Consider the following 24,899-nt stretch of genomic DNA (forward strand, 5'->3'; position numbering starts at 1 on the left):
TTTATTAAACTATTTTAGCTGTAGGACTATTATCATTCATCAAGGCGGCAGGAGCCAAATTATTCGGAAAAGAAGAAGAGGAAGCTCCAGCTGTAAAGAAAGAAGTTTTGAGAGCAAGTGCGCTTTTGGCTCATGTACATTCTTTAAATATACCTTTCAAAACTTTAACTGTGGTTGCACAAAATGAAAAAGTTACTTTGAAAGGAGAAGTTGATATTCAGTCTGATGCTGAAAAAATCGCTTTGGCAGTTGGTAATTTTGAGGGGGTTTCGTCAGTGGACAACCAAATAGAAGTTGCTGTAAAAGAACTAGAATCAAAATACCATACGGTGGTTGAGGGAGATTGGTTATCCAAAATTGCGAAAACCTATTATAATGACGCAACTACATTTGATGTTATTTTTGAACTTAATAAACCAATGCTTTCTGATCCAGATAAAATATATCCAGGACAGGTTTTGAGAATTCCAAATCTGTAATGAATACCAATAAAAAGGGCTTCAAAAATTTGAAGCCCTTTTATATATACAAATAGTACTGTTTAAGTACTTTTAGTCATTCAACATTTTCCATAATTTATCTTTCAATTCTGTCAAACCTTGTTGCGCAACAGACGAAATAAACATGTAAGGAACATCCTTGAAAGCTACATCTAATTCTATTTTTAATTCTGCTTTCAACTCATCATCCAACATATCGCATTTAGAAATCACCAACAAACGCTCTTTATCAAGCATTTCAGGATTATACTTCGTCAATTCATTTACCAAAATATCATATTCAGCTTTAATATCTGGCGTATCAACAGGGACTAAAAAAAGTAACGTTGAATTACGCTCAATATGACGCAGGAAATAATGTCCTAATCCTTTTCCTTCGGCAGCTCCTTCTATAATCCCCGGAATATCTGCAATTACAAAAGATTGAAAATCTCTGTATGCTACAATTCCAAGATTAGGTTTTAAGGTTGTAAAAGGATAGTCCGCAATTTTTGGTTTAGCAGATGTCAATACTGATAACAACGTTGATTTTCCAGCATTAGGAAAACCTACCAAACCTACATCAGCAAGAACCTTTAGTTCTAAAATTACATCCATTTCTACTCCAGGTAAACCAGGTTGCGAGTATCTGGGAGTTTGGTTTGTTGAACTTCTAAAATGCCAGTTCCCAAGACCTCCTTTCCCACCGCGAGATAAAATTTGTTTTTCACCATCATCGGTGATTTCAAATAATATTTCTCCAGTTTCTTTGTCTTTTACAACAGTACCTAATGGCACTTCAATGTATTTGTCATCTCCATCAGCACCTGTACTTCGGTCGCCACTTCCATCTCCACCATTGCCAGCTTTGATGTGTCGGGCAAATTTTAAGTGAAATAATGTCCAAAGACCTTTATTTCCCACTAAATATACATGGCCTCCACGACCACCGTCACCACCGTCAGGTCCACCTTTTTCAATAAATTTTTCTCTGTGCAAGTGCGTAGATCCTTTTCCTCCTTTACCGGATGAAACATATATTTTAACATAATCTACAAAATTCCCTTCTGTCATTTTTTTTAATTTCAGATTTTAGATTTCAGCTTGAATAGATTCAAACTTCCAACTTACATCTATTTTTATAATTTAATCGCCTTCACCATCACTTTATCAATCTTCACGCCATCCATATCGATAACTTCTAATTCAAATTTCTGCCAAATTAATTTCTCCCCTTGTTTTGGAATATGAGAGAGCTCTGTCATTATTAATCCGCTCACAGTTGTAACTTCATAATCATTGATTAATTCATCTAATTCAAAGTACGTCAAGAAATCGTGCAACGAATAATGTCCGTCAACTAACCACGTTCCATCTTCTCTTTCTATTAATTGAAAATCATCTTTATAAAAATCAGAAGCATCACCTACCAAAGCTTCCAGAATATCATTCAACGTTATTACACCTTGAAAAACGCCATATTCATCAGAGACAAACGCGTAATGTATTCCTGTTTTTTTGAAATCCTCCAAAGCTACATAAGCTGTCGTTTGCTCCATCATAAAAGGAGCTTCGGTCATGATATCTGCCAAATTGAAATTTTCATTTTCAAAATGTGCAAAAATATTTTTTAGATTAACAACCCCAACAATATCATCATAGTTTTCCCCATAAACCGGATAAATTGAATGGAGTTCTTTCAGCATAAATTCCTTAACCTGATCTTTATTAGAATGTAATGGCAAAAACATCACTGATTTTCTATGAGTCATTAAAGAGTTTATTTTTCTGTCGCCAATATGAAAAACACGCTCCACAATATCTTGTTCTATCTCCTGAACTTCACCGCCTTCAGTTCCTTCTTTGATAATCGCTTTTATTTCTTCTTCAGTAACTTTTCCGTCTGCTGTTGGTTTTATTTGCAAAATTTTTAGTAGAAAATCAGTTGAATGAGTTAACAACCAGATAAAAGGTGCCGTAATTATTGACACAATTTTCATAGGTAACGCCACTGCTTTTGCGATAGCTTCCGGATGATTGAGTCCAATTCTTTTTGGCAACAATTCACCCAAAACCAACGAGAAAAAGGTTAATATCACAACAACTAAACCCACTGCAACAGAATGTGCGTATGGTTTTAAAAACGCAAAGCCACTTACAAATGTTTCTACATCGACCGTTATTTTGTCTCCACTATAAATACCGGTAAGAATTCCTATCAAAGTAATTCCTATTTGTACGGTTGACAAAAATTTGTTCGGTGAATTCGCTAGATCCAGAGCGATTTTGGCACTTTTATTTCCTTTTTTCGCTGCAGTTTCCAGTCTATTTTTTCGTGCTGAGATCAATGCGATTTCTGACATCGAGAAAACCCCATTTAGCAGTATTAGAAAAAATATTATTACTATTTCCAATTTTTTAATTGATTCGTTTATATCTTAAAATGTGATTCCTAAATTTTTATTTTAGAAAACAGTTGTTTGCCACCTCATCATTTAGCCCTGATGGCAGTGAAAAGCCCGGAGATAAAAAAATTACTTTTTCTTGGCAAAAAAGAGCGACCAAAGGAAGCTCCTTTTATGACTTAGAAAAATATTTTTTTTATTGAGGACTTGTAATGTACAGCTGGAATTGCTCCTATAAATTATCTATCACTCTACTTACTCTTTCGGTAATTTCCGCAATTGAACCTATTCCGTTTACTGCATGAAATTTGCCTTGCTCCTGATAATATTCCATTAAAGGAGCCGTTTTTTCATTGTATTCCTGGTAGCGATTTCTGATTTTTTCTTCATCTTGATCGTCTATTCTACCACTTGTTTTTCCTCTTTCCAATAATCTCTGGATCAAGATTTCATCATCAGCTTCTAGCGCAATTGTTGCAGCAACATTAGAACCAATTGAAATAAGAAAGGCGTCTAATGCTTCGGCTTGCGAGATTGTTCTTGGATATCCGTCAAATAAAATTCCGTTGGTATCCGGATGTTTATTTACCTCATCAATCAACATTTTAGTAGTCAACTCATCCGGCACTAAATCGCCGGCATCCATATAAACTCTTGCCTGTTTGCCTAATTCTGTATCGTTTTTTAAATTAAAACGGAAGACGTCACCAGTAGAAATATGCTTTAATCTATATTTTTCTTTCAAAAACTCCGCCTGAGTTCCTTTACCAGCTCCTGGTTTTCCAAATAAAACAATGTTAGTCATGTTGATGTGTAGTTATTCTTTTAGTTTATATACTTCGGGTAAATTTCTTCCTAATCCATTATAATCTAAGCCAAAACCAACAATAAATTTATTTGGAATTCGGATTCCAACGTAATCTATTTTAATGTCTTTAGTGTAGGCTTCCGGTTTGAAAAAAAGCGTCGCTATCTTAAAATGTTTTACATTTTGTTGCTTGAACAATTCTTTCAATTCCACCAATGTGTTACCGGTATCTACAATATCTTCTATAATAATAACCGAACGTCCAGTCAAATCCTGGTTGAGTCCGATCAATTGTTTCACTTGATTTGTTGAAGAAGTTCCTTCATAAGAAGCCATTTTTATAAAAGATACTTCACATGGTTTTTTATATAGTTTCATAAAATCAGAAACAACCATAAAAGCACCATTCAGAACACCTACAAATACTGGTATTTCATCAGCAAAATCGTCTTCTATCAGGGCAACCATTTTTGTCAAGGCAAATTCTATTTCTTTAGCAGAAATAAACGGAACAAATTGTTTATCGAGAAGTTGTATCATTATTTTTGTATTTAAAATAATGTGCAAAGATATAGAATTCGGATTTGTGAATTGATACTTGGGCCTTAATTTGTATTTTTAAGTAAATTTCATAAAAAAACATGCTAAAATTTATTGACAATCATAAAAGTCATAAGAGAAATTCCGAAGAAAATAAAATAGGATTTCCCTATTCAATCATTATAAAGTATCTTTGCCTAAACATACAACTAAACAATGAATTATTTTTCTTCAGCTTTCAAATTAGGAATTCTCGGTGGCGGACAACTGGGCAAAATGCTGTTGTTTGATACCCGAAAATTCGACATACAAACCTACGTTTTGGATCCAAGTGACCAAGCACCTTGCAAAATTGCCTGTGACCAATTTTTCAAAGGAGATTTAATGGACTTTGAAACGGTTTATAATTTTGGTAAAAAAGTGGACGTTTTGACTTTCGAAATTGAGCTGGTAAATCTGGATGCTTTGTTAAAACTAGAAGAAGAAGGATTGAAAGTATATCCATCGCCAAAAACGTTGAAACTGATTCAGAACAAAGGAATTCAGAAAGATTTTTACATTCAGCATAGTATACCAACCGCTAGTTACAAACGTTTTGACGATCTTAAAAGTCTTGTCGTTTCTATATTGGATTCAAAAACAAAACTGCCATTTGTATGGAAATGTACCGAATTTGGGTATGATGGAAATGGTGTAAAAGTGATTCGGCATATTTCAGATTTGGATAATTTAGCTAATGTTGAATGCATTGCCGAAGAAATGGTTCCGTTCAAAAATGAATTGGCCGTTATTGTTTGTCGCAATCCATCAGGCGAAATAAAAACGTATCCTGTCGTGGAAATGGAATTTCATCCGGAAGCCAACCAAGTGGAATATGTGATTTGTCCCGCTCGAATTAATGATAAAGTAGCCGAAAAAGCTAGAGCAGTAGCACTGAATGTTTCCGAAAAATTCAATCATGTGGGATTATTAGCCGTTGAAATGTTTCAGACCGAAGATGATGGAATCCTCGTGAATGAAGTGGCTCCACGCCCTCATAATTCGGGTCATTATTCGATTGAAGCCAGCTACACATCGCAATTTGAAAACCATCTGCGTGCCATTCTTGATTTGCCTTTGGGAAATACGGACAGTAAAGTCGCCGGAATTATGGTAAACTTAGTCGGTTCCGAAGGATTTTCTGGAGATGTGATTTATGAAAATATCGAAAAAATATTAGGATGGAATGGTGTAACACCGCACATTTACGGGAAGAAACAAACGCGTCCTTTCAGAAAAATGGGTCACGTCACCATCGTAAATGAAGACATCAACGAAGCACGAAGAATTGCTGAAGAGGTGAAGAATACGATTCGAGTAATCAGTGGTCATTAAATAGTAATCAGTGTTCAGTCGCAGTATGCAACTTTAAACTTTAAACGAAAAAAAACAATGAAAGTAGCCGTAATAATGGGAAGCATATCCGATATGCCTATTATGCAAGAAGCCATAGATATCCTAAAAGCATTCAATATAGAAACAGAAGTCGATATCGTTTCGGCACACAGAACACCTGAAAAACTATTTGATTTCAGCCAAAATGCACACATCCGCGGCATATCGGTTGTTATTGCCGGCGCTGGTGGCGCTGCACATTTGCCTGGGATGGTCGCTTCAATGTCGCCACTTCCTGTAATTGGCGTTCCCATAAAATCAAGTAATTCCATTGATGGTTGGGACAGTGTTTTATCCATTCTTCAAATGCCAAGCGGAGTTCCCGTTGCAACAGTTGCGCTTAACGGTGCTAAAAACGCCGGAATTCTTGCCGCTCAAATCATAGGAAGTCACAACAAAAGTGTATTGGAGAAAGTCATTAAGTATAAAACAGGATTGAAAGAAGCCGTAAACATCGCTGCTGAAAGTCTCCAAAAATAGAAAAAGCTCCTTTACGGAGCTTTTTTAAATTTAAATCCTGTCTTTTATCATTCAGCCTCAGCTGCTATTTCTAAAATTCCTTCAAATTCCGAAGCGATTATATCCTCCTTATTTAACCAATATTCTGAAGTGAGAATGGTATAATTCAAAGTATCCGTAGTTGTCAAATCCCACAAAACATCCTCTGCTTCTGGGAAAGGAGCATTTTCATTCATCGCCTGATCAAACAATCTTTTGATAAGATTACCATCAGACAATCCTTTACTCAATAATTTAAGCACATATTCTTTGGTCAATTGAATCTTGTTTTCACTTTCTAATGGCGCGATTGTGAGCGTTACGATTGTTGCTTTTGCATTGGGAAACTTTCCATTGTATGCTTTAAAAAGCAATTGATTGATATGAAACAATTTTGCATGCAATCCTATTTCCGGATATTCTTCACAAACTTTATCGAGAAACATATCATTTGAAATTTGTTGAATCTGACCTTCATTCAAATCCTCTGACAACTTATATTCTAATACGACAACAGCGGCATCTCTGGGTTCAAAATCGCTTATTGCCATAAACAACAATTCTCTTAAAGTGGCAGGATCAGCATCCGAAGCATCCGGATAATCGAACTTTTCTAACAGGTTGATGTAATCTTCATTTGTCCAATATTCCTCAATTTCATCTACTGTATTAGCGCTATTTATTGTGATTTGATACTTCATATTTCTTTTACTATTAATTTTATCTTCTGATTACTTGTTTCCAAAACCAATCATTTGTTGTACAATTTAGGACTTTATTACGGGCAAACGAAATAAATAACATTTAAATAACACAATTACCTCCGCTACTTTGAACGAAATCAATTGCTTGGACAACCTAGTTTTTTTTATTAAATCCGTACATTTGATATTTTTAAACATGGAATTATTTTATCAAAAATACAAATGAGCATCTTAACCCACCATTTCAATACAAAATACAATACAGCACCTTTTTCGAAAATTAAAAACGAAGATTTCCTTCCCGCTTTCCAAAAAGGAATCGAATTGGCAAAATCCGAAATCGATGCAATTGTACAAAATCCAATAAATCCCACTTTCGAAAACACGATTGAAGCATTGGCATTCAGCGGCGATGTTTTAGACCGAATCTCAAGCATTTTTTTTAATTTGAATTCAGCAGAAACGAATGACGAAATTCAAAAAATCGCTCAGGAAGTTTCACCGTTATTATCTGAATTTGGAAATGACGTTCGCCTTAATCCTAATTTATTTGCTCGAGTAAAAACCGTTTATGAGCAACGAGAAAAACTTAATCTCAATGCGGAACAAACCACGCTTGTGGAGAAAAAATACAAAAGCTTTTCCAGAAACGGAGCAAACTTACCGGAAGACAAAAAGAATCAATTAAGAGAAATTGACAAAGAATTATCGAAATTGAGTTTGCAGTTTGGCGAAAATGTATTAGCCGAAACTCAAGCCTATCAATTACAAATTACAAATAAAGAAGATTTAGCCGGCTTACCGGAAGGAACTATCGAAGCCGCTCACTCTTTGGCTAAAAGCCAAGAAAAAGAAGGTTGGGTTTTTACTTTAGATTATCCAAGTTATGTTCCGTTTGTGACGTACGCTGACAATCGCAAATTGCGTAAGAAAATAGTAATTGCTTTTGGCGCCAAAGGTTTTCAAAATAACGAATTTGACAATCAGGAAATCGTATTGAAAATTGCCAAATTGCGTTTTGACAGAGCGCAAGTTTTAGGTTACGCTACTCATGCTCATTTTGTGCTTGAAGAACGAATGGCAGAAAGTCCGGAGAAAGTAAAAACATTCTCGAATGATTTATTGGAAAAAGCCAAACCGGCAGCTTTAAAAGAATTTGCACAATTGACCGCTTTCGCAAAAGAGTTACACGGAATTAAGCAACTCGAGAAATGGGACGGTGCCTATTACTCTGAGAAATTAAAACAACAACTATTCAACTTGGATGATGAAATACTGAAACCGTATTTTCAATTAGAAAAAGTTTTGGACGGTGCTTTTGCAGTAGCGCAAAAATTATACGGAATCACTTTTGAAGAAATTTTTGAAGTAGATAAATACCATGAAGAAGTAAAAACGTACGAAGTAAAAGATGAAAACGCCCAACTGGTTGCTGTTTTTTATGCTGATTTCTTTCCAAGAAAAGGCAAACGAAACGGTGCTTGGATGACTTCTTTTAAATCACAATACATCAAAAAAGGAATTAATGAACGGCCGCATATTTCCATTGTATGCAATTTCACGAAACCTACCGAAACAAAACCATCCTTATTAACTTTTAACGAAGTAACAACTTTGTTTCATGAATTTGGTCACGCGTTGCACGGCATGTTAGCCAACACCACGTATCCAAGTTTATCCGGAACCTCGGTATATTGGGATTTTGTGGAATTACCAAGTCAGATTCTTGAAAACTGGTGTTATGAACCGGAAGCTTTAGCTTTGTTTGCATATCATTTTGAAACTGGCGAAATAATTCCGATGGAATTAGTCCATAAAATCAAGGAAAGCGCAAGTTTCCAGGAAGGAATGGCAACGATGCGCCAATTGAGTTTAGGATTACTGGACATGGGATGGCACGCTGAAGATCCTTCGAACATCAAAGACATCAAAGCTTTTGAAAACGAACAATTTGCAGCAACACAATTGTATCCTGATGTAAAAGAAAACGCGATGAGTACTTCTTTTTCCCATATTTTTCAAGGAGGCTATTCAAGCGGTTATTACAGTTACAAATGGGCCGAAGTTCTGGATGCAGATGCTTTTGAATATTTTCAGGAAAAAGGTATTTTCAATAAAGAAGTCGCAACCAAGTTTAAAGAAAACGTACTCTCAAAAGGCGGAACAGAACACCCGATGATTTTGTACAAACGCTTTAGAGGACAGGAACCTAAACCGGAAGCATTACTGAAAAGAGCCGGATTGGTATAATTCTAAATATTTTAAAAACGGGAGTATCAGGCTTCGGGTTTTTTAATAAATATTCAACATACCTACAAAATATTAAAATCCAACAAAATATGAGTTTTTTAAAAGCCGAATGGAATAATTTAGCAATGATTAATTATGAAGTCAATCCTCAAATTTTGGAAAAATATGTCCCAAAAGGAACGGAAATCGATTTCTGGAACGGCAAATGTTATGTTAGTTTTATTGGATTCCTATTTGAAAACGTGCGCGTTTTGGGAATGAAAATCCCGCTTCATTCTGATTTTGAAGAGGTCAATCTTCGGTTTTATGTGAGACGTTTAGAAAATGGAGTATGGAAAAGAGGTGCGGTTTTTATCAGCGAAATTGTTCCAAAACATGCTATTACACTTGTCGCGAATATGTTTTACTATGAGCATTACAGAACGCTACCTATGAAACATACTTTGAAAGTGAATGAAAACTCCCGAGAATTTACATACCAATGGAAGGTAAACAATAACTGGAATACTATTCATGTAGAAACCAATATTGATCCCGTTGCAATTGAACCCGATTCTGAAGCTGAGTTTATCACGGAGCATTATTTTGGCTACACCAAAATCAATGAAAATTCAACTTTTGAATACCAAGTTACGCATCCCAGATGGCAACAATTTGAAGTAATTAAGAACGAGTCAGTAATTGATTTTGAAGGCGTTTACGGAAAAGAATTTGCTTTTATCAAAGATTTAAAACCTACATCTGTATTTCTGGCCATTGGCTCAAAAATTACAATTGAAGACAAACGAAAAATAAAAATGTAATGACCAGAATAAAAATTAGGACCAAAATAAAAGCTCCCATACAAACTGTTTTTGACGTTTCCAGAGACATCGATTTTCACCAAAAATCTGCCAGTCCTACAAACGAAACAGCCATTGACGGAGTCACTTCTGGATTGATAAATTACAATCAAACGGTGACTTGGCGCGGAAAACATTTTGGTTTTTATCTGACGCACAAAAGCCGAATAACAGCAATGAATCAGTATGATTATTTTGTGGATGAAATGGAGGAAGGAAAATTCAAATCCTTCCGTCATGAACATATTTTTTACGAAAAAAATGGACTAACTATCATGAAAGACAAAGTATTTTACGAAGTTCCCTATGGTGTTTTTGGTGAATTGTTTGATTTTTTGTTTCTAAAAAATCATTTGATTAATTTTATTCTCGAAAGAAACAAAGTGTTGAAAGCTTTTTCTGAAAGTAAGCTATTACAACCAGTAAACAATCGGGATGTTTACAGCCAAAAAAATAACATTATTTCAGAAATTCCCTAAAATTCTTTTTACTTATCACCAAAAAACTTGGTTGATAGGCATCTTGAAATGATTTAGGTAATTTGATTTTTTTATTTGAAGACCATTTAAATTCAAAAGCTTTTACCGCATCAGCATTGGTTTCAATATAATCTATTTCCTGTTGCTGCGTGGTTCTCAAAAAATAAGGTTTTGATAAACTTTGGGTATAGTACAGCGTCTTAAGTCGCTCCGAGACTAGAAAATTTTCCCATATAGCTCCTTTGTCTTGACGAAATTCTAAAGAATTGAAATTTCCAATCAACATATTTCGAACACCATTGTCGTAGAAATAGATTTTTCTATTCGACTTTATTTCATTTCTTAAATTTTTATTAAAACTATTTAACCTGAAAATCACAAAAGCTTTCTCCAGCAAATCTATGTAGTTATTAACTGTGTTTTTATCCACACCAACTAATTGTGCAATTTCATTATAGCTGACCTCACTACCAACTTGAAAAGCCAATGCCTGTAAAATTTTTTGTAAAACCTCCGATTTTCTAATACCCGCTAAGCTCAAAACATCATTATATAAGTAACTGGAAACAAGATTTTTTAAAATTTCATATTCATTTCCAAAGTTATTTATGACATCAGGGTACATACCATAAAGCAACCGCAACTCCAATTGTTGTTGCGCTTTTATAAACCCAACATTACTCTCAAATTCATTGCATGAAATGGGATACAAACGGTATTCAAATTTCCGACCCGTCAATGGCTCTTGAGTAACATAATTAATATCAAAAGCTGAAGAGCCGTTAACAATTACTTGTACATTTTTGATTTGATCAACAATAATTTTTAATTTCAGATCAATGTTAGGAATGAGTTGCACCTCATCAATAAAGACATATTTATAATTCGCAATAATATTTTTTAAGGTTTCTGTCTTTGCATTTGCAAAAGTATCTGACACAACTGCATCATCGCCATCAAGAAACAGAAACGGAATATCCTTCAACAAAGAATTCACCAATGTAGTTTTACCTACTTGACGCGGGCCTATCAATACTATAACTTTTCCATTATTAAAATCATTCTTTATTACTGGGGTTATATCTCTAACAATCATGACTGTGAATTTTATTCAAATACACTACTAATATATTCTATTCACCAAATTAATACTGTTATTGGTGAACGTATTCACCACATTAATACTATTATTGGTGAACGTATTCACCAATTAAGTGTTTTTTAAAATAACAATAGTAACAACCACCAAACAATTGGAATGCTTTCTGCGCAAAAAGAAGTGTAATACTTTGACCGTTTTTCATTGGCAAAAATTAAAAACAACGAAATCATCAGCACTAAAATGAAGTTTATAATCAATTGGTTTTTATCCAAATTACTTTTAAAAAACTCCAATAAATAAAATGGAATCAAAAGTATCAATCCCAATATTTTGGTGTGCTTTACTCCAATTTGTTGCGGAACTGTTTTAAGATGCGGATCATCATTTGCCAAATCAATGATTTCAAAAATCAGAACTAACACGAAAATCAAAATAAAGCGCTGCAAGCATTTTAAATAAAAGTCTGGAGTAATTGGTATTGCCGAATCTAAAATTGGTAATCCCAACGTGACTCCCACCCAACACAATGACACAATATAAATTTTGACACCGGCCCAATTTCTCGCGTTTTTCTTGTTCGGAAAAAAGGGCAGCGTATACAGCAACGTAATACTCAAAAACGCAATGGCAACAATTTGGGTAACGCGTTCCATCTGAAAAAAATAAAAGCCAACCAAAATAAACGAACAAAAACTGAACAAAGTAATTATTTTAAGTTCTGACCGCATTTGTATTTTTTTGGCTCGAGCCAAAGCATCATATTTTACAAAATTATATCCTACAATAGTACCAAAAAAAACAAAGTTAGCAACTGCATCACCTTCAGGAATGTGGAACATATATTGCGTCATTCGCACCAAGGCGTAACACGACAAAGCCACGTGGATGCTACCATTTACATAAAAATTGAATATTAGTTTAAAAAACCTCATTAGACAAAATTAATCAAAGTGTTAATAAGAACGGCTTTTAGTTGAAAAATTCACAGAAAATCACGTTAAAAAAGGCAATTAATAGCATATTAATATTTAATTTTACAGCCTTTAAAACTAGAAACACACAACCCATTTTATATACAATGAAAACAGACGCTTTTGCATTAAGACACATTGGCCCAAGAGAAAATGATCTAGAACACATGTTGAAGACAATTGGAGCAGGAACACTGGAACAATTAATTCAAGAAACGATTCCAAGTGACATTCGTTTAAAATCTGATTTAGATTTAGAACCTGCAATGACCGAATATGAGTTTGCAAATCACATTCAGAAATTAGGGAATAAAAATAAAGTTTTTCAATCCTACATTGGTCTAGGATACAATGCCGCCATTATTCCTGCGGTGATTCAAAGAAATGTTTTTGAAAACCCGGGATGGTACACTGCTTACACACCTTATCAAGCCGAAATCGCGCAAGGTCGTCTGGAAGCAATTCTGAATTTCCAAACGATGGTTATCGAATTGACCGGAATGGAAATCGCTAATGCTTCTTTATTGGACGAAGGAACTGCCGCTGCAGAAGCAATGGCATTACTTTTTGACGTTCGTTCTCGCGACCAAAAGAAAAAAAATATCAATAAATTTTTTGTTTCTGAAGAAATATTCCCACAAACTTTATCGGTTTTACAAACACGTTCGACGCCAATTGGAGTTGAATTAGTTATTGGAAACCATGAAACATTCGATTTTTCCTCGGAATATTTTGGAGCAATCCTTCAATATCCAGGGAAATTTGGACAAGTTTATGATTACGCTGAATTTATCGCGAAAGCTGCTGAAAACGAGATAAAAGTAGCTGTTGCCGCTGATATTTTGAGTTTAGTAAAACTAACTCCACCGGGAGAAATGGGCGCTGCAGTAGTTCTTGGAACAACACAACGTTTCGGAATTCCGTTAGGTTATGGTGGACCACACGCTGCTTATTTTGCTACAAAAGACGAATACAAAAGAAGTATGCCGGGAAGAATCATCGGTGTAACTGTTGATACTGATGGAAATCGCGCTTTGCGTATGGCGTTACAAACCCGCGAGCAACACATTAAACGTGATAAAGCAACATCAAACATTTGTACAGCGCAGGTTTTATTGTCAGTTATGGCAGGAATGTATTCCGTTTATCATGGTCCAAAAGGCTTACAATACATAGCTGATAAAGTACACGCTTCGGCAGCGACATTGGCAAACGCTCTAGAAAAATCAGGTTATCAACAAACCAATACCGCTTTCTTTGATACGATAGTTGTAAAGGCTGATGCCAAAAAAGTAAAAACAATTGCTGAAGAAAACGAAATTAATTTCTATTACATTGACGATAATACGATTTCAATTTCTCTAAACGAGACAGTAAGTATTACCGATTTAAATAAAATTATTGCTGTTTTCGCTTCCGCAAATGGTACTGCGGTAAACACCATTAAAAGTTTGTCCGAAACCAATCATTTTCCTGAAAACGTAAACAGAACATCAACGTTTTTACAACACGATGTTTTTAATAAACACCAATCAGAAACAGCTTTGATGCGTTACATCAAAATGTTAGAAAGAAAAGATTTAGCGCTGAATCATTCAATGATTTCATTAGGTTCTTGTACCATGAAACTGAATGCCGCTTCAGAAATGTTGCCTTTAAGCATGGCACAATGGAATAACATTCACCCGTTTGCACCGCTTGATCAGGCACAAGGATACCAGGAAATGTTGGCTAAATTAGAACATCAGCTAAACGTCATTACTGGTTTTGCCGGAACAACATTACAACCTAATTCAGGTGCTCAAGGCGAATACGCCGGATTAATGGTAATTCGTGCGTACCACCAATCAAGAGGAGATCACCATAGAAATATTGCTTTAATCCCATCATCAGCGCACGGAACAAACCCGGCTTCGGCAGCGATGGCCGGAATGAAAGTTGTGGTTACTAAAACATTGGAAAACGGAAATATTGACGTGGAAGATTTGCGTGAAAAAGCACTTTTGCACGCAGCCAATCTTTCTTGTTTAATGGTAACTTATCCTTCAACTCACGGTGTTTTTGAAAGCGCGATTAGAGAAATTACACAATTGATTCACGATAACGGTGGGCAAGTCTATATGGATGGCGCGAACATGAACGCCCAAGTTGGATTAACAAATCCTGCAACTATTGGTGCTGACGTTTGTCACTTGAACTTACACAAAACATTCGCTATTCCTCACGGAGGCGGTGGACCAGGAGTAGGACCAATTTGTGTTGCTCCACAATTAGTACCGTTTTTACCTACCAACCCAATAATTCCAACAGGTGGAGAAAACGCTATTACGGCAATTTCTGCAGCACCTTGGGGATCAGCATTAGTTTGCTTAATATCTTACGGATATATTTGTATGCTTGGTGCCGAAGGCTTGAAACAATCTACTGAATATGCAATTTTAAACGCAAACTACATCAAAGAGAAATTAAACGGTCATTATGATACGTTATATTCAGGAGAAATGGGTCGTGCGGCACACGAAATGATTTTGGAATGTCGACCTTTTAAACAAAAAGGAATTGAAGTGACAGATATTGCAAAACGTTTAATGGATTATGGATTTCATGCTCCAACGGTTTCCTTTCCTGTTGCCGGAACTTTAATGATTGAACCTACTGAAAGTGAAAATCTTGAAGAGTTAGATCGTTTTTGTGACGCTATGATTGCGATACGAAAAGAAATTGAAACTGCTACAGTAGATAATCCTAATAATGTATTGAAAAATGCGCCACATACTTTGATGATGGTTACAACTGATAACTGGAATTTTCCATACACACGTGAAAAAGCAGCATTTCCTTTAGAATACATTGCCGAGAATAAATTCTGGCCTACGGTTCGTAGAGTAGATGAAGCGTATGGCGACAGAAATTTAAATTGTTCTTGCGCTCCAATTGAAGCCTACATGGAAAGCTAATTTTAGATTTGCTCAAAAAAAAAAAAAATGCCTCGATAAATCGGGGTATTTTTATTATACTTGTATTAGCAAAACAATTCTTACAAGTGTATTATGAGAACAAAAATCATATTATTTCTATTACTATCTTATTTCGGAACCTGTCAAGCCCAATCTTATGAATTTAGTTATTCTCCTAAGAGCATTGATTCGTTAGAAAATTACCTTACTAAAATTACGAATAATAAAATAAATGAGTTTGGTGTTAATCAAAGAAAGAAAGTCAAGGAAATACTTTTAGAAAGAAAAGTTTCATTTTTAAAAAATGTAAAGGATAGCACATTTATTTTTGACCCAACCCTTACTGGATTTCTTCAAGAAATAGTTGCTGAAATATACCGTTCAAATCCCCAAATTGACACGAAAGATTTTTATTTTTTGATCAATAAATCTTTAATTCCTAATGCTGCCTGCCATGGAAACGGAATATTTTCCATTAATTTAGGTTTATTCACGCTTATTGAAAATAATGACGAAATGGCTTTTATTATCTGTCATGAATTAGCACACCATATTTTAAAACATACTGACAAAACGCTCGAAGAATACATCAAAACGTTCAGCTCGAAGGTTGTTAAACAGCAACTTAATAGCGCCTTTAATAAAAAGTATGGACGAAGATCTGCTGTAACTTTATTACTGAAGGATTTGAACTTTAATTTTATGAAAAGAAGTCGAAGTTCAGAAACCCAAGCTGATTCCCTTGGCTTTACTTTGTTTAAAAACACAAAATTCAACCAGCAGGCTTCTTTAAATATTTTAAAAAAACTGGAGTTGACTGACGGTATAATTTTTAATAATCCAATAAATTTAAAACAAAATTTTAATTATAAAGAATATCCTTTTAAAGACGTATGGATTGAGAATGAAGACAAAATGTTTGATACTACTGAAAGCTCAAATGATTTTACTCTTGACAAAGATTCCTTAAAAACGCACCCAGACATTCCATTTCGTATCAACAATATTCTTCAGAATTATAATATTACCGCTACAAATTCAAATGACAATAAAATAGCCTTGATAAAGCAAAAAACAGTTGACAACAGCATTAAAATATTTTTAGACACCTCAAAATTAGACTTTGCTTTGTATCAATTATTAGCACTGCATGAAAAAAATGAATTGGACCAAAAGACCTTCATTAGTCAAGTGTCTAATTTATTGAAAAAAGTATATCTTTTAAAAGAACATCATGTTTTCGGAAAATATGTAGGTCCGATAAACTCTTTTTCCGAGGAAATATACATCAACCAAATAAGATTATTTTTAAACAATATTGAACTAAAAGACCTAAAAAAAATTGGTTATTATTTTTGCCAAAAAAATGAATTGATATCCAAAAACGATACGGAATTTCAAAATGCATATACTTTTTTCAAGGGATTAAATAAAAATTAATACTAATCAAATACAAACCAATTATGAAAAGAATCAGTACATTACTTTTAATCACATTAGCGGCAAATTTAACTTTTGCACAAGAGAAAAAAATCAACGAAGTCAATACTTTTAAAGTAAAAAATTCAGGTGCAATCCTAAACAAAGAGAAAGATGTTGATGGTTATTATTTTTTCTATGAATTAGACAAACTAAAAAAAGGTGACCGCGAATTTGCAATTCAAGTTTTAGACAAAAATCTGGTTGAAGTTGCAAAGAAAACTTACATCGACAATAAAAATACTTTGTTAATGAAAAGCAGCTTTAACAATCAAGGAATAATGTTTGCAATGGCTAATTTTAAAGAAAAAAAAATCAGCCTGCTTAGCTATGATAAAAAAGTCAACCAATTACCCACTGTTGACATTTCTTTAGAAAGTAAAGAAATCCGATACATACAATACATGCAACAAACAGGTGATTTTAATATTTTATTTCCTGTAGAGAATAAAGGATTTCTTTTCAACAAGTTTGAAGATAATAAAAAAATTGGATATTCATTGAAATATTACCCAACTGATGGCGGAAAATCTTGGGAATACAATTCTCCAGATGATTCCAAAGAAATGATGGCAATAAATCCTATTGAAGTAAATGAAAAAGTAATTGTTGCTTTAGAAACATCAAAACCAGGACTTTTATCTCGCAAAATTACATTAAAAACAAAAATAATCGATGTAAATACTGGTGTTTTGTTGTACGAAAAAGAATATAGTAAAAACAGCAAGCCCCGCTTAATTAATAATGCCTTCTTGGACAAAGACAATAATGTCGTTTTAATGGGAGAATATTTTAACGAAGGTGATAATATCATTGGCGATAAAAGTTTAGGTCTGTTTACTGAAGTTGTCGATTTATCCGGCAAAACTTTAAAAGAAAATTTTACCAGTTGGAAAGAAGATGTTGCAAAAATTGCAAAAGTCGATGGAAATTACATTGAAGACAAGGGATACATCTATTTCCACAATATTGCAAAAACAAATAACAACGAGTATTATGCAATTGGTGAATTTTATAAAAGAACCGCCAATGCTGGAGGCATAGCACTTACAACATTATCCTTATTAAGTGGCGGTGGCGGTGGCGGCGCAAGTGTTACGCAACTTACAATTGCAAATTCTGTGGTCTTTAAATTCAATTCCGATTTCAAACTTACGGGAATTCAAGAATTTGAAAAAGGAAAATCAAGAGCGCCCAGTTTATCTGATTTTGGTAGCCCACAATTAAATGCACATGCATTAAAATCTTTTGGAGCATTTGATTACGAATATACCCAAATAGACAAAACAAATGATCGTTTCTACGCTTGTTTTATAGATTATGAACGAATAAAAGGCGAGAAAAACAAAAATGCTTTTAAAACTATAATTTGTGATAATGGAGAACTCTCTGAAGATAAAATTTACTTAGAAAGCGATACTAACAATAAAGATTTTCGAGTTTTACCTGCTAAGGTTGGAAATGTTTTATTATTGGAATATGATAAAAAATTAAAGGAAATAAATATACATCTAGAAAAAATAAATATCAGATAGTCCTTATATGAGCCACTCGTTAGTGGCTCTTTTTAGTATTGATACTACACTATCTAATTTTTGTTTTCTTTCAAAACAAACGTAGCGCAAAAATAAACACATAAGTATATTAAAAATTTTCACGCTTAAAAATTATCGAGTTCGATTTGTCAAAAAAAAATTTTATCAATTGCAAGCATTGGAAATAAATATCGCATTATTTATCACATTTCGTGACACAATAATCAATATTTTTGCTAATAAATTATTATATCATAATTATATGCATGCATAGTAAATTTTGTGAGTGTACTAATTTATTTATCATTAAATTAGCCTAAATTTTTGGAAACCCAAACCGATGAAAATAAAAATAACTGGAATAGGAAGTTATATTCCTGAGAAAAAAGTAAGCAACACTGACTTTAATAATCATGTTTTTTTGAATGAAGACGGAACAGATTTCGCCTACCCAAATGAAGTAGTCATTAATAAATTTAAAAGCATTACCGGCATAGAACACAGGCGTTATGCGGAAGACCATTTAAATTCTTCTGATTTGGCTTTTTTTGCTTCGCAAAAAGCCATACAAAATGCTGGAATTGATCCGGAAACTATAGACTACATTATATTTGCACACAACTTTGGAGATGTAAAACACGGAACAATTCAATCTGATATGCTTCCTAGTTTAGCCACCCGCGTCAAAAATAAATTACAGATAAAAAATCCAAAATGTGTCGCTTACGATATCCTTTTTGGCTGTCCCGGTTGGATTGAGGGAGTGCTTCAAGCTAACGCGTTCATCAAATCCGGAATGGCAAAACGTTGTTTAGTTATAGGTTCTGAAACCCTTTCTAGAGTGGTAGATGCGCACGACAGGGATTCTATGATTTATTCAGACGGAGCCGGCGCTTCTATTATTGAAGCTTCAGATGACGAAACTGGAATGCTAGCTTATGAAAGTGCAACGTATGCAAATGACGAAGCGGGGTATTTGTTCTTCGGAAAATCATACAATCCTGATTTAGATCCAGATACGCGCTACATAAAAATGTACGGACGCAAAATATATGAGTTTGCATTAAATCAAGTTCCCGCAGCCATGAAAAGTTGTTTGGACAAAAGCGGACTTGGCATTGACGACGTGAAAAAAATTCTAATCCATCAGGCCAACGAAAAAATGGATGAAGCGATAATCCAACGTTTTTATAAATTATACGATAGATCTGTTCCTAAAGACATTATGCCCATGAGCATCCATGAACTGGGAAACAGCAGTGTGGCTACCGTCCCAACGCTTTTTGACTTGTTAATTCGCGGCGAAATTGAAAATCAAACAATACACAAAGGTGATGTAATGATTTTCGCTTCTGTTGGAGCAGGAATGAACATCAATGCCTTTATATATCGATATTAATTCTTTTAGAATATGTTATTGAAGAGCTAATCCGGCTGTACATTGCAATTCCTCACTACAAAATTTGTTTTTCCAAGGTACAAGAAAGCTTCTTTTAGTCGCTTTTTGTACCTTGAAAAACTACATTCTGAAGCTCCGGGATTTTCATTCCCATCCGGGCTAAAAAACAATGCCAAAAAACACATTTATTACTATATTTGTGCCTTTGTGCCCTTGCGGCAAAATCCAAAAAACATGTACGAAAAAACGTTTCCCAATAAAAGATTCAAACACACTTTAGAATTCCTAAAAAAACATGTCTCAACATCGGAGACCATATTAGATTTAGGTGTTGAAAATCCTTTTTCTAAAATCATGAAATCCGAGGGATTTTCCGTTTCTAATACAACTGGAGAAGATTTAGATTTGGACCAGTCCGTATTTTCAAATGAAAAAAAGGATGTAGTAACTGCTTTCGAAATTTTTGAACATTTACTGAATCCTTTCACCATTTTAAGTGAAATCAAAACTGATAAACTTTTTATTTCTATTCCATTGCGTTTGTGGTTTTCACCAGCTTACCGCAGTAAAACGGACATGTGGGACAGACATTACCATGAATTTGAAGATTGGCAACTCGATTGGCTTTTGGAGAAAACCGGCTGGAAAATAATCGACAGAGAAAAATGGACCAATCCCGTTAACAAATTTGGTATCAGACCACTATTAAGAAAATTCACCCCAAGATATTATATCGTTTACGCCGAAAAAATAAAATAATGAATTATTATATTGTCATTCCGGCGCATAACGAGGAAGCATTTATCGCTTTAACTTTAAATTCTTTGATTTCGCAAACCGTTTTACCCAAAAAAGTTGTTGTTGTCAATGACAATTCTACGGATAAAACTGCCGAAATCGTAACTGCTTTCGCTAAACAAAATCCGTTTATCACTTTGGTAAATAAAACCTCTGAAGCGATTCATTTGCCGGGAAGCAAAGTCATTCAGGCTTTTCAAAAAGGGTATGAAACTTTGGATAAAGAGTATGACGTTATCGTAAAACTGGATGCCGACCTGATTCTACCCAACAATTATTTTGAAACAATCTTAACCATATTCGAAAAAGATACTTCGATAGGAATGGCTGGCGGATTTGCTTATATTGAAAAAAACGGCAAATGGATTTTAGAAAATCTTACCGATAAAGACCATATCCGTGGTGCCTTCAAAGCCTACAGAAAAGCATGTTTCGAGCAGATAGGGAATTTAAAACCCGCTATGGGTTGGGATACCGTTGATGAATTATTGTCAAAATTTCATGGATGGAAAGTGGTTACGGATGCTTCATTAATCGTGAAACATTTAAAACCAACTGGAGCAAACTACAACAAAACGGCCCGTTACAAACAAGGCGAGGCATTTTACACTTTAGGTTACGGCTTTCTTATCACCTGTATCGCTTCAGCAAAACTGGCGATGATGAAAAAAAAACCATTACTCTTTTTCGATTATATCAAAGGTTTCTGGAAAGCTAAAACGGCTAAAACTCCTTTGCTAGTAACCACAGAACAAGCAAAATTCATTCGCAACTATCGGCTGAAGAAAATGAAGGAAAAGCTTTTTTAACTTTAAAAATCAAAAACTCCTGAATCAAAAGGATAACTCCTGACATTTTTTGTAATTTAGCCCATAATTGAAAAACTTATGATGCTCATCCGCTATGTAACGCAAATAGGAAGATACTTTCTAATGCTTAAAGAAATTTTCAACAAACAGACAAAATGGTCTGTAATGAAAAAGCTAATTTTTAAAGAAATTGATGATTTGATCATTGATTCTCTTGGTATAGTTGCCTTCATTTCTTTTTTTGTTGGAGGTGTTGTTGCCATTCAAACAGCACTTAATTTAACCAATCCTTTAATTCCAAAATATCTTATTGGTTTTGCTACACGACAATCGGTAGTATTAGAGTTTGCTCCCACTTTTATCTCCGTTATTATGGCCGGAAAAATGGGGTCATTTATCACTTCCAGTATAGGGACAATGCGGGTTACGGAACAAATCGACGCCTTAGAAGTGATGGGAGTAAATTCCTTAAACTACCTTGTTTTCCCTAAAATAATAGCGTTGTTACTATACCCTTTCCTGATAGGAATCGCAATGTTCCTGGGAGTTTTGGGCGGTTGGATGGCTGGTGTATATGGCGGTTTTATCTCAAGCGCTGAGTTTATAAATGGAACCCAAATGGATTTTATTCCGTTTCATATTGTTTACGCTTTTATCAAAACATTAATTTTTGCGATGCTATTAGCCACAATCCCTTCTTTTCATGGTTATTACATGAAAGGTGGCGCACTCGAGGTAGGTAAAGCCAGTACTGTATCCTTTGTTTGGACATCGGTTTCCATAATACTTTTCAATTATATATTAACACAGTTGTTACTAGGATCATGATAGAAGTAAAAAATATAGAAAAATCGTTTGGCGGAAACAAAATTCTCAAGGGTATTTCAACGGTTTTTGAAACTGGAAAAACGAATTTGATAATTGGACAAAGTGGATCTGGAAAAACGGTTCTACTAAAAAGCCTTTTAGGCATTCATACTCCAGAATCTGGAACTATTTCATTTGATGGCCGAATTTACTCCGAATTAAATCCGGATGAGAAACGAGAATTACGAACTGAAATCGGAATGGTTTTTCAAGGAAGCGCTTTGTTTGATTCCATGACTGTGGCGGAAAATGTTGGTTTTCCGTTACGAATGTTCACCAAAGACAATAATAAAAAAATTCAGGAGCGCGTTGACTTTGTATTAAAAAGAGTTGATCTAACAGAAGCACACAAAAAATTACCTTCGGAAATTTCTGGCGGAATGCAAAAACGCGTTGCTATTGCCCGCGCCATTGTAAACAATCCCAAATACTTATTTTGTGATGAACCTAACTCTGGTTTAGATCCCAATACAGCTATTTTGATTGATAATCTTATCAGAGAAATCACCGAAGAATACAATATCACAACTGTTATTAACACGCATGATATGAACTCCGTGATGGAAATTGGAGAGAAAATTCTATTCCTGAAAGATGGTTTAAAAGCCTGGGAAGGAAACAAAGAAGAAATTTTCAGAACCGATAATGAGGCTGTTGTCGCCTTTGTTTATTCTTCAAATTTATTCAAAAAAGTACGGGAAGCGTATTTGAAAGAGTAAAAACACTCTAAATCAAATGCTCTTTTTTCATAAACAGCAACAATATATTTGACAAAGGTTATTACGCAACTACGTAATCCAAAATGATTTTTTGCTGACAATGATTTTAGACAGAGATAAATACGAAACAAATAATTGTATTTGCATATATCTATTCTTTAAAGTCATGTTTCACACCAATGTTGATTAGATTATTCATAACATGTTGATCATTGTCAAAAATAAGCGCTGGTATTTTTGCTTTTCGTCCACCAAAATAGGTTTCAAAATCAACATAGATCGCAGTTTTATTGTTCAAAAAATAATTTAAACCCAATCCTGAAATTGAACTTCCATAATTTTTCGGATAGTCAGTTTTTAAATTCTTAGAGTAATTGGTATAACTACTTTTGGTTTCAAAACTGTGCGCATACCCCATTTTCAAACTTCCGCTAAGGTTTTTAAAAATTCTAAACTCCCATTTTATAGCTACAGGAATAGAAACAACGGCTCCCTTAAAAATACCAGAATACGCATCGCTACCCAAATCAAACCAACTTCCACTATGTGTATCTGGTTTGTAAAATGAAACTCCGGTTTCAAAATATTTAATTCGTCCACTCAAACTCCAATGACTCCCCGTGTAATATTCTGCCAAAACTCCTCCCTGAAATGATTTATTGGGCTCGCTTAGCTTGAAAGAGGTTATGGTATTCGAACCCATTTCTGCACCAAAATACCAATTCCCTTTTGGATTGACGATTGCGGTTTCTGCAGTTTCTTGTGCGTTTATCAAAAAAGGTATAAAGATAAATACGAAACGAATGATTGCATTTTTCATATTTCTATTAACTAAAATGATAAAATTTTAGACAATATGAGCATAGTTGCGAATAGGAATCGTAGATTTTTCATAATTATATTCTTTTATGTGAAGTAGAGAAAGCACTGTAAATATAAGATAAAATTTACATAGAATTATCGTAAAAAACCTTTTTCCTTTTAAAGTAGCAAAATAAGCAATTAATAATGAGGTTTTTATAGAATTATTGTACATCCCAAAAAGTACGTGAAGCGTATTTAAAAAAGTAAAAAGCTAGCTTGATTTCAACAGCTCGACCTCAGCATTTGGATTAAATAAATAGGTTTTCCCGGAACTCATTTCGAGACATTCAAAACGCTTCGTTCTTACAGCTATTTTCTTAAAAATCTTTCCGTTTTGGATTCGGAAAACACTTCCATAAGGGATTTCAAATACATAATTTTTATCATTTTGCTGGTCAAATTGTTTCAGTGCCAAAGCCAAAGTAGCATCAGTATCGCTGCTGGCTGTTGGATTTTTGAAATGTCTCGCCAACAACGGCAGCAAATGATTCGGAAAGATTTCCGGTCGAATGTAAGGAATCATCAACCGTTGGAACGAATATTTCCACTCGTTTCCATGCGGTTTAATGTGTCTGCCAAATTTTTCAAACGCAACCAAATGCGAGATTTCATGAATTAACGTAATCAAGAACTTGTATTTATTAAGATTTGAATTTACCGTGATTTCATGCTTTCCGTTCAAACCTTTTCGATAATCACCATGACGCGTCTGTCTTTCGTTGACAATCTTAAGATGTACTTGATTGGCAACAATAAGTTCGAAAACGGGTTTTACCGCATGCTCTGGAATGTATCTGGCTAAGGTTTCGCTCAAAACAATTGCAAATTATAAGTTAAGAATTATGAGTTATGAGTTTTTTTTAGAGGTTATTATAATACTTCGTATAATTTTCAAAACTTCATTATTTTGTTGGTAAATCGATTCAAATTCTAACTCGGAAATATAATTGGTTTCTTTTA

At 34.4% G+C, this 24,899-nt stretch carries 23 protein-coding genes; 14 read left to right on the forward strand and 9 right to left on the reverse strand.

Translation table 11 applies throughout. From position 1 onward, the window contains the following. Positions 1–11 precede the first annotated feature (11 nt). Positions 12–479, forward strand: a complete 468-nt coding sequence (gene lysM, locus ACP7AQ_RS13490; protein ID WP_426095878.1) for a peptidoglycan-binding protein LysM — start codon at positions 12–14, stop codon at positions 477–479. A 72-nt stretch (positions 480–551) separates the two neighbouring features. Here the strand turns inward: lysM and obgE are convergent, their stop codons facing one another. From obgE to hpt, 4 genes are all read right to left on the reverse strand, one after another. Next, positions 552–1,553, reverse strand: coding sequence for a GTPase ObgE (obgE, locus tag ACP7AQ_RS13495; RefSeq protein WP_426063420.1), 1,002 nt, complete (start codon positions 1,551–1,553; stop codon positions 552–554). 65 nt (positions 1,554–1,618) lie between these two features. Further along, positions 1,619–2,893 (reverse strand): hemolysin family protein, encoded by a 1,275-nt coding sequence (locus ACP7AQ_RS13500; RefSeq protein ID WP_426095834.1) that lies wholly within the window; start codon positions 2,891–2,893, stop codon positions 1,619–1,621. A gap of 223 nt (positions 2,894–3,116) precedes the next feature. Next, positions 3,117–3,689 (reverse strand): adenylate kinase, encoded by a 573-nt coding sequence (locus ACP7AQ_RS13505; RefSeq protein WP_426095835.1) that lies wholly within the window; start codon positions 3,687–3,689, stop codon positions 3,117–3,119. A gap of 12 nt (positions 3,690–3,701) precedes the next feature. After that, a complete protein-coding gene (gene hpt, locus ACP7AQ_RS13510; protein WP_426063417.1) occupies positions 3,702–4,232 on the reverse strand; it encodes a hypoxanthine phosphoribosyltransferase in 531 nt (176 codons plus the stop codon). Positions 4,233–4,448: 216 nt separating this feature from the next. Between hpt and ACP7AQ_RS13515 the strand changes: the two genes are divergently transcribed. Next, the gene (locus ACP7AQ_RS13515) at positions 4,449–5,606 is read left to right on the forward strand and encodes a 5-(carboxyamino)imidazole ribonucleotide synthase (protein ID WP_426095836.1); all 1,158 of its coding nucleotides are present in this window, start codon (positions 4,449–4,451) and stop codon (positions 5,604–5,606) included. Between the two features lie 57 nt (positions 5,607–5,663). After that, the gene (gene purE, locus ACP7AQ_RS13520) at positions 5,664–6,146 is read left to right on the forward strand and encodes a 5-(carboxyamino)imidazole ribonucleotide mutase (protein WP_426091896.1); all 483 of its coding nucleotides are present in this window, start codon (positions 5,664–5,666) and stop codon (positions 6,144–6,146) included. A gap of 47 nt (positions 6,147–6,193) precedes the next feature. Here purE and ACP7AQ_RS13525 read toward each other — a convergent pair whose 3' ends face one another. Beyond that, on the reverse strand, positions 6,194–6,865 hold the full coding sequence (locus ACP7AQ_RS13525) for a hypothetical protein (protein WP_426063413.1): 672 nt from the start codon (positions 6,863–6,865) through the stop codon (positions 6,194–6,196). A gap of 225 nt (positions 6,866–7,090) precedes the next feature. Between ACP7AQ_RS13525 and ACP7AQ_RS13530 the strand changes: the two genes are divergently transcribed. From ACP7AQ_RS13530 to ACP7AQ_RS13540, 3 genes are all read left to right on the forward strand, one after another. After that, complete coding sequence (locus ACP7AQ_RS13530; RefSeq protein WP_426095837.1) at positions 7,091–9,118, forward strand: M3 family metallopeptidase; 2,028 nt, start codon at positions 7,091–7,093, stop codon at positions 9,116–9,118. A gap of 89 nt (positions 9,119–9,207) precedes the next feature. Further along, positions 9,208–9,921: a YqjF family protein gene (locus tag ACP7AQ_RS13535; protein ID WP_426095838.1), complete on the forward strand. Its 714-nt coding sequence runs from the start codon at positions 9,208–9,210 to the stop codon at positions 9,919–9,921. Next, on the forward strand, positions 9,921–10,439 hold the full coding sequence (locus tag ACP7AQ_RS13540; protein ID WP_426095839.1) for an SRPBCC family protein: 519 nt from the start codon (positions 9,921–9,923) through the stop codon (positions 10,437–10,439). Before ACP7AQ_RS13535 ends, ACP7AQ_RS13540 begins: the two co-directional genes overlap by 1 nt. Here the strand turns inward: ACP7AQ_RS13540 and ACP7AQ_RS13545 are convergent. After that, positions 10,420–11,535, reverse strand: coding sequence for an ATP-binding protein (locus tag ACP7AQ_RS13545; RefSeq protein ID WP_426091901.1), 1,116 nt, complete (start codon positions 11,533–11,535; stop codon positions 10,420–10,422). The two genes, ACP7AQ_RS13540 and ACP7AQ_RS13545, sit on opposite strands and share 20 nt — an antisense overlap. Before the next feature lie 125 nt (positions 11,536–11,660). Beyond that, a complete protein-coding gene (locus tag ACP7AQ_RS13550) occupies positions 11,661–12,473 on the reverse strand; it encodes a hypothetical protein (RefSeq protein WP_426091902.1) in 813 nt (270 codons plus the stop codon). Between the two features lie 146 nt (positions 12,474–12,619). Between ACP7AQ_RS13550 and gcvP the strand changes: the two genes are divergently transcribed. From gcvP to ACP7AQ_RS13590, 8 genes are all read left to right on the forward strand, one after another. Next, positions 12,620–15,469, forward strand: coding sequence for an aminomethyl-transferring glycine dehydrogenase (gcvP, locus tag ACP7AQ_RS13555; RefSeq protein ID WP_426091903.1), 2,850 nt, complete (start codon positions 12,620–12,622; stop codon positions 15,467–15,469). Between the two features lie 93 nt (positions 15,470–15,562). Further along, positions 15,563–16,909 carry a M48 family metalloprotease gene (locus tag ACP7AQ_RS13560; protein WP_426095840.1) on the forward strand — a complete coding sequence of 449 codons (1,347 nt, stop codon included), beginning with the start codon at positions 15,563–15,565 and terminating at the stop codon, positions 16,907–16,909. Positions 16,910–16,932: 23 nt separating this feature from the next. Beyond that, positions 16,933–18,483 carry a DUF6770 family protein gene (locus ACP7AQ_RS13565; protein ID WP_426091905.1) on the forward strand — a complete coding sequence of 517 codons (1,551 nt, stop codon included), beginning with the start codon at positions 16,933–16,935 and terminating at the stop codon, positions 18,481–18,483. A gap of 340 nt (positions 18,484–18,823) precedes the next feature. After that, positions 18,824–19,882, forward strand: a complete 1,059-nt coding sequence (locus ACP7AQ_RS13570) for a 3-oxoacyl-ACP synthase III family protein (protein WP_426063403.1) — start codon at positions 18,824–18,826, stop codon at positions 19,880–19,882. Positions 19,883–20,116: 234 nt separating this feature from the next. Next, the gene (locus ACP7AQ_RS13575) at positions 20,117–20,641 is read left to right on the forward strand and encodes a methyltransferase (RefSeq protein ID WP_426095841.1); all 525 of its coding nucleotides are present in this window, start codon (positions 20,117–20,119) and stop codon (positions 20,639–20,641) included. Then, a complete protein-coding gene (locus ACP7AQ_RS13580) occupies positions 20,641–21,489 on the forward strand; it encodes a glycosyltransferase family 2 protein (protein ID WP_426095842.1) in 849 nt (282 codons plus the stop codon). The genes ACP7AQ_RS13575 and ACP7AQ_RS13580 overlap by 1 nt, the downstream gene beginning before the upstream one ends. Before the next feature lie 78 nt (positions 21,490–21,567). Then, entirely contained in the window at positions 21,568–22,317 is a 750-nt protein-coding gene (locus ACP7AQ_RS13585) for an MlaE family ABC transporter permease (RefSeq protein ID WP_426095843.1), read from the forward strand. Next, a complete protein-coding gene (locus ACP7AQ_RS13590; RefSeq protein WP_091203698.1) occupies positions 22,314–23,075 on the forward strand; it encodes an ABC transporter ATP-binding protein in 762 nt (253 codons plus the stop codon). The genes ACP7AQ_RS13585 and ACP7AQ_RS13590 overlap by 4 nt, the downstream gene beginning before the upstream one ends. A 151-nt stretch (positions 23,076–23,226) precedes the next feature. Here ACP7AQ_RS13590 and ACP7AQ_RS13595 read toward each other — a convergent pair whose 3' ends face one another. Then, a complete protein-coding gene (locus ACP7AQ_RS13595) occupies positions 23,227–23,895 on the reverse strand; it encodes an outer membrane beta-barrel protein (RefSeq protein ID WP_426095844.1) in 669 nt (222 codons plus the stop codon). Between the two features lie 255 nt (positions 23,896–24,150). Continuing rightward, complete coding sequence (locus ACP7AQ_RS13600; RefSeq protein ID WP_417973265.1) at positions 24,151–24,753, reverse strand: SprT-like domain-containing protein; 603 nt, start codon at positions 24,751–24,753, stop codon at positions 24,151–24,153. Between the last annotated feature and the right edge of the window lie 146 nt (positions 24,754–24,899).

It is taken from the genome of Flavobacterium sp. DSR2-3-3 (assembly GCF_049896585.1).
Classification (GTDB): Bacteria; Bacteroidota; Bacteroidia; order Flavobacteriales; family Flavobacteriaceae; genus Flavobacterium.